Source organism: Roseiarcus sp., assembly GCF_049514155.1.
In the GTDB taxonomy this organism is placed as follows: Bacteria; Pseudomonadota; Alphaproteobacteria; order Rhizobiales; family Beijerinckiaceae; genus Roseiarcus.
Genome location: NZ_JBEKVH010000194.1, coordinates 1 through 6,151, shown reverse-complemented (window position 1 = coordinate 6,151; position 6,151 = coordinate 1). Strand labels below are relative to the sequence as shown.

General features: G+C 68.2%; 5 protein-coding genes and 1 pseudogene. All 6 read left to right on the top strand.

Annotated features, from left to right (window positions below):
* A pseudogene (locus ABSF49_RS19355) lies at nt 1-1,506 on the top strand (DNA-directed RNA polymerase subunit beta'); the annotation flags it as partial.
* A 262-nt stretch (nt 1,507-1,768) separates the two neighbouring features.
* Nucleotides 1,769-3,178, top strand: coding sequence for a hypothetical protein (locus ABSF49_RS19350; protein WP_424114274.1), 1,410 nt, complete (start codon nt 1,769-1,771; stop codon nt 3,176-3,178).
* Nucleotides 3,179-3,380: 202 nt separating this feature from the next.
* On the top strand, nt 3,381-3,857 hold the full coding sequence (locus ABSF49_RS19345; RefSeq protein WP_424114273.1) for a hypothetical protein: 477 nt from the start codon (nt 3,381-3,383) through the stop codon (nt 3,855-3,857).
* Between the two features lie 400 nt (nt 3,858-4,257).
* Nucleotides 4,258-4,629, top strand: a complete 372-nt coding sequence (rpsL, locus tag ABSF49_RS19340; protein ID WP_424114272.1) for a 30S ribosomal protein S12 — start codon at nt 4,258-4,260, stop codon at nt 4,627-4,629.
* A gap of 133 nt (nt 4,630-4,762) precedes the next feature.
* Complete coding sequence (rpsG, locus tag ABSF49_RS19335) at nt 4,763-5,233, top strand: 30S ribosomal protein S7 (RefSeq protein ID WP_424114271.1); 471 nt, start codon at nt 4,763-4,765, stop codon at nt 5,231-5,233.
* Nucleotides 5,234-5,266: 33 nt separating this feature from the next.
* A partial coding sequence (locus ABSF49_RS19330; RefSeq protein WP_424114270.1) for a GTP-binding protein occupies nt 5,267-6,151 on the top strand: 885 nt, incomplete at its 3' end.

Below are 6,151 nucleotides of genomic sequence, written 5' to 3'. Positions count from 1 at the left end.
GTCGGCGTCATCGCCGCCCAGTCGATCGGCGAGCCGGGCACGCAGCTGACGATGCGCACCTTCCACATCGGCGGGGCGGCGCAGCTTGCGGACCAGTCATTCATCGAGTCGAATTTCGAAGGCTCGGTGAAGATGCGCAACCGCAACGTCGCGCGCAACTCCAACGGCGATCTGATGGCGATGGCGCGCAACGTTGCGATCGTCGTCGTCGACAAGAGCGGCGCCGAGCGCGCGGTGCATCGTGTGCAGTACGGCGCGCGGCTCAAGGTCGACGAGGGCGACCAGATCAAGCGCGGCGCGCGCCTGGCCGAGTGGGATCCGTTCACCCGGCCGATCCTGTCCGAGATCGACGGCGTCGTCGGCTTCGAGGACCTCACCGAGGGCGCCTCGATGTCGGAACAGATCGACGAAGCGACCGGCATCGCCAAGCGCATCGTCATCGACTGGCGTTCCAGCCCACGCACCGCCGGCCTCAAGCCGGCGATGGTGATCAAGGGCAAGGACGGAAAGGTGATCAAGCTGCCGCGCGGCGGCGACGCGCGCTATCTGCTGCCGGTCGAGTCGATCATCTCGGTCGAGCCGGGAGCGAAGGTGCGCGCCGGCGACGTCATCGCCCGCATCTCGGTCACCAGCGCCAAGACGCGCGACATCACCGGCGGTCTGCCGCGGGTGGCGGAGCTGTTCGAGGCGCGGCGGCCGAAGGACCACGCGATCATCGCCGAGATCTCCGGCACGGTGCAGTTCGGGCGCGACTTCAAGAACAAGCAGCGCCTGTCGATCGTGCCGAACGAGGACGGCGTCGAACCGGTCGAGTACCTGATCCCGAAGTCGAAGCACATCCATCTGCAGGAAGGCGACGTCATCGAGAAGGGCGAGTACATCGTCGACGGCAACCCCGCGCCGCACGACATCCTGGCGATCAAGGGCGTCGAGGAGCTCGCCGCCTATCTCGTCAACGAGATCCAGGAGGTCTACCGGCTGCAGGGCGTCAGCATCAACGACAAGCACATCGAGGTGATTGTGCGCCAGATGCTGCAGAAGGTGGACATCGTCGATCCGGGCGACACCGATTTCCTGTCGGGCGAGCAGGTGGACAAGACCGAGCTCGAGGCGGCCAACGAGATCATGCGCGCCGAAAGCAAGAAGGAAGCCGTCGGCACGCCGGTTCTGCTCGGCATCACCAAGGCGAGCCTGCAGACCCGCTCGTTCATCTCCGCCGCGTCGTTCCAGGAGACGACCCGCGTCCTGACCGAGGCGGCCGTCAACGGCAAGGTCGACACGCTCGAGGGTCTCAAGGAGAACGTCATCGTCGGCCGACTGATCCCCGCCGGCACCGGCGCGGCGATGACCAAGCTGCGCTCGATCGCCACCATGCGCGACACGCTGATTCTCGCCCAGAAGGCCGAGGAAGCGGCGGCCGCGCCGGCGCTGCCGCTCGCCGCCCCGGCGATGCCGACCCCTGCGCCGGTGGCCGCGCCCAAGCCGGTGCGCGCGCCGGCGGAGTGACCGGACAGGGCCTCCTCCGGCATTTATCGAAACCAAGAGCCGCCTTCGGGCGGCTCTTTTTTTCTCAACACGTTTCTCGTGGCGGCGCGCATGCGACCGATTGACACGCATAAGTTGTGACGTTTAGCTGACACAACTTGCGGGGTTGTGCGATTCGGCGGCGGCGCATTGCGGGCGCGGCCGCGGCATCGACCGATGCCGGTCGCGCGTCAGGCGGCGTTTTCCCGAGCGTCCTTCGGATTTCGGCGGCTGGGAGGCTGGAATGACGGCGTTTTGGGCTCGAGGAAAAGAATTGCAGGCGTCGGTCGAGCGGCCCGTGGCGCGGCTTGCGCCCCCCGCCGTCGCGCCCGCCGTCGCGCAGCGGCGCGAGGCCGAAAGGACGCTCGAGTCGATCGGCATGCGCAACGAGGCGCTGCGCGCCCAGTTCCAGCAGGTTGGGGACGGACTCGCCAGCGCCGAACGGACGCGCGAGCAGTTCCAGGCCTTGCTGTCGCCGCTGTCCGACCTGCTGGTCGAATTCGAGACCTGCAAGGCGCGGCTGCAGGAACTGAAGACCAAGCATGCGCTGATCGAGGACGCCCACGCCGCCCTGAACGCTCGTCACGCCGCTACGCAGGCCGAACGCGACGCGGCGGCCGCCGCCGCCGCCGTCGCCCAGCGCGACAATCGCGAGCTGCGCCAGCGGCTTCAGCGCGTCGAGACCGCGCTCGGGGCGGCGCAGAACGAAATGCGCGAAGGCGCGGCGGCGCGCGAGAAGACCGAGCGCGCCCTGGAGACGGAATCGCGTCGCGCGGCGACCCAGGCCGACGAGATCGGGCGGCTGCGCGGCGAACTCGCCGCCCGCGATCAGGGCCTCGCCAAAGTGGAGCTGGCGCTCAAGGAGGCGAACGACCAAGGGGCGCTGGCGGCGCAGGACAACGTCAGCCTGCGCGAGACCGGCAGGGCCCAGGCCGAGCGGCTCGAGGCGGCGCTGCGGCGCATCGCCGAAAGCGAAGCGACGGCCGAGCGCGACAAGCAGCGCATCGCCGCCCTCGAACAGGCGTTCGCCGACGAGCAGGGGGCGCACGCCAACCTGCGGGCCAAGCATCTCGATCACGTCGAGCGCACCCGCGCCGAAATCTCGGCCCTCGCCAACAGCGTCCACGCGGTGCGCGGCCGCGTCGAGGTCACCAACAAGCTGCTCGAGCAGACTCGGGCCCAACTGCGCGACAAGGTCGAGGAATTGCGCGCCGCTGAACGGCGCCTGCTCGAATGCGACATCCAGATCGACGCGCTGGAGAAGAGCGAACGCGCGCTCAAGGAGGACCTCGCCGCCGCCAACGATCACATGGCCGGCGTCGACCGCATGCGCGCCAGCCTGATCGACCAGGTCAACAGTCTCAACGAGGCGGTGCGGGCCAAGGACGCCGCGCTGCAGGCGGCGACGCGCAACGGCGAAGTGCTGGCGGCGCGGCTCGAGGACGGCGCCGCGGCCGCGCGGCGGGCCAAGGAGGAGGCCGAGCGGCGGGCCGTGTCGATGCAGGAGGAGATCGTCCGCCTGCGCTCGGAGCGGCAGCTCGCCGACGGCGCGCTCGAGGCTTCGCGAGTCGAGCGGCGCGAGGCGCGCCTCGCCGGCGAGTTGCCGTCTGCGCCCACCCTGCTCGCCAGCCCTCCGCGCGCGGTCGCAGTCTGACGGCGCGACTGAAGGGCGGCGGCCGTCGCGGCTGCGGTCGTCGCCTCTTTTTCATTCCCGGCGCCGAACAAGGCCGCGGCAAGGCCGCGGACCCGCCTTAATCCCGTCTTCAATCGGCCGAGAAGTCACGTTCTGTTGCGGACCGTAAGCTTCCGTGACCGCCGCCATGAGGGCGCCGGGAACGCCGAGCGACGAGGCCGCCATGAAGACGTCCGCCAATGCCTTCCGCGACGACCGCCCGAACGCCGGCGCACCGGTCGCGGCCTCCAGCGCCGTCGCGCCGCTCGCGCCGTTGCTTGCCGGGGCGCGGGCGCGCGGGGTCGCCGACGGGCTCGAGATGATCGGCGCCGCCGCCGCGCTGCTCGACGAGCAGGGCGAGGTCCTCCACCTCAACGCCCGCGCGCTGAGCCTGCTCGGCGACCATCTCGTGCTTGCCGGCGGACGCCTGCGGGCGCGCGACCGCGCCCTCGACAGAACCCTCGCCGCGGCGATCGATTCGACCCTGCGCGACCAGATCGCCTCGCGGGTCGCGCTCGGCGACGAGACGAGCGCCGACGGTCTCGGAATCCGGATTATGCCGGTGAACGCCGAAGCCGACGATTCCTTCCAGTTGTTGCGCGCGGTGGCGATCCTCGAACCGCGCGGCGCCGCGGCGCGCGGCTTCGCCGGGCTGAACTGACCTCACCCAAGCTCGATTGGCGGCGACGGTGCGGCCGAGGCGTCGGGCGCGTCGCTTTGCCCGAAAAAAGGGTTGACGCGCCGGGGCGCCGCGAATATGTTCCGCGCGCTTTCGGCAGGCTGTAGAGCAAGCTGTTTCGGGCGACGCGCCCAAAACCTAACGGCTCTAAACGCTGACGATCTCACCGACGAGCGAACATACCGTCCGAGCCTGGCTCGGCCGGGTCTGGAGAGGCAAGACCGCGAAGGCTTCGTGGTCCTCTGCACGGACAGCGCCCAAAACCCCTGTGCGGGTTTTCGTGGCGCGTTTGCTTTCGCGCCTAGCGGCGCCGGCGAGAGCAGGAATTCGATCGGTTCGGCCGCGTGGCCGCGCCAAACGGAACCGGGACGAAGGGTTTACGATGCCGACGATCAGCCAGTTGATCCGCAAACAGCGGCAACCCAAGACCTACCGCGAGAAGGCGCGCCACCTCGAGGCGAGCCCGCAGAAGCGCGGCGTCTGCACCCGCGTCTACACCACGACGCCGAAGAAGCCGAACTCGGCGCTGCGCAAGGTCGCCAAGGTGCGCCTGACCAACGGCTTCGAAGTGATCGGCTACATCCCCGGCGAGGGCCACAACCTGCAGGAACACTCGGTGGTGATGATCCGCGGCGGCCGCGTCAAGGACCTGCCCGGCGTGCGCTATCACATCCTGCGCGGCGTGCTCGATACGCAGGGCGTCAAGGACCGCAAGCAGCGCCGTTCGAAGTACGGCGCCAAGCGTCCGAAGTGACCGGAGCGAAGCGAGGGTCATTCCCGGGCGAGCGAAGCGAGTCCCGGGGATCGCATAGAGGATCAACGAGATGGCCGGATCAATCCCCGGATCAAGTCCGGGGACGGCCATGACGGAAACAGAGAGTTAGGCCATGTCGCGCCGCCATAGAGCTGAGAAACGCGAGATCATCCCCGACGCCAAGTACGGCGACGTGGTGGTCGCGAAGTTCATGAACACGATCATGTATGAGGGCAAGAAGTCAGTCGCCGAGCAGATCGTCTACGGCGCCCTCGACGGCATCGAAAGCAAGGTCAAGGGCGACCCGCTGGCCGTCTTCAAGCAGGCGCTCGAGAACGTCGCGCCGGCGGTGGAAGTTCGCTCGCGCCGCGTCGGCGGCGCCACCTATCAGGTTCCGGTCGAAGTGCGCGTCGACCGGCGTCAGGCGCTGGCCATCCGCTGGATCATCACGGCGGCGCGCGAGCGCAACGACAAGACCATGGTCGATCGTCTTTCCTCCGAGCTGCTCGACGCTTCGAACAACCGCGGCGCTGCGGTGAAGAAGCGGGAAGACACGCACCGGATGGCCGAGGCCAACCGCGCCTTCGCGCACTACCGCTGGTAATCGGCCGCAGAGCTCCGAAGGGAAACGACAAAGATGGCGCGCAGCCACCCAATCGACGACTATCGTAATTTCGGCATCATGGCTCACATCGATGCCGGGAAGACGACGGTTACTGAGCGCATCCTCTATTATTCCGGCAAGTCGCATAAGATCGGCGAGGTGCACGACGGCGCCGCGACGATGGATTGGATGGAGCAGGAGCAAGAGCGCGGCATCACCATCACCTCGGCTGCGACGACCACCTACTGGCAGAACAAGCGCCTCAACATCATCGACACCCCCGGCCACGTCGACTTCACCATCGAGGTCGAGCGATCGCTGCGCGTGCTCGACGGCGCGGTATGCGTGCTCGACGGCAACCAGGGCGTCGAGCCGCAGACCGAGACCGTGTGGCGTCAGGCCGACAAGTACAACGTGCCGCGCGTCGTCTTCGTCAACAAGATGGACAAGGTCGGCGCCGACTTCTTCAGTTGCGTCGAGGACCTGGTCAAGCGCGTCGCCGCCAACCCGGTGTGCATCCAGCTGCCGATCGGCTCGGAGAGCGCCTTCAAGGGCGTCATCGACCTCGTCCGCATGAAGGCCGTGGTATGGGACGATGAGGCGCTCGGCGCCAAGTATCACGACGAGGACATTCCGGCCGACCTCAAGGACCAGGCGGTCGAGTATCGCTTCAAGCTGGTCGAGGCCGCGGTCGAGTTCGACGACGACGTGATGGCGGCCTATCTCGACGGCACCGAGCCCGACGAGCCGACGCTGAAGCGGCTCATCCGCTTCGCCGTGGTCAACCGCAAGTTCGTGCCGGTGCTGTGCGGCTCGGCGTTCAAGAACAAGGGCGTGCAGCCGCTGCTCGACGCCGTCGTCGACTTCCTGCCGTCGCCGCTCGACCGCGGCGCCATCAAGGGCGTCGACCTGCGCGGC

Bases quoted from the DNA above. Each gene is read 5' to 3' on its own strand.
- ABSF49_RS19345 (WP_424114273.1), top strand. From the start codon at position 3,381: ATGAAGACGTCCGCCAATGCCTTCCGCGACGACCGCCCGAACGCCGGC.
- ABSF49_RS19350 (WP_424114274.1), top strand. From the start codon at position 1,769: ATGACGGCGTTTTGGGCTCGAGGAAAAGAATTGCAGGCGTCGGTCGAG.
- rpsL (WP_424114272.1), top strand. From the start codon at position 4,258: ATGCCGACGATCAGCCAGTTGATCCGCAAACAGCGGCAACCCAAGACC.
- rpsG (WP_424114271.1), top strand. From the start codon at position 4,763: ATGTCGCGCCGCCATAGAGCTGAGAAACGCGAGATCATCCCCGACGCC.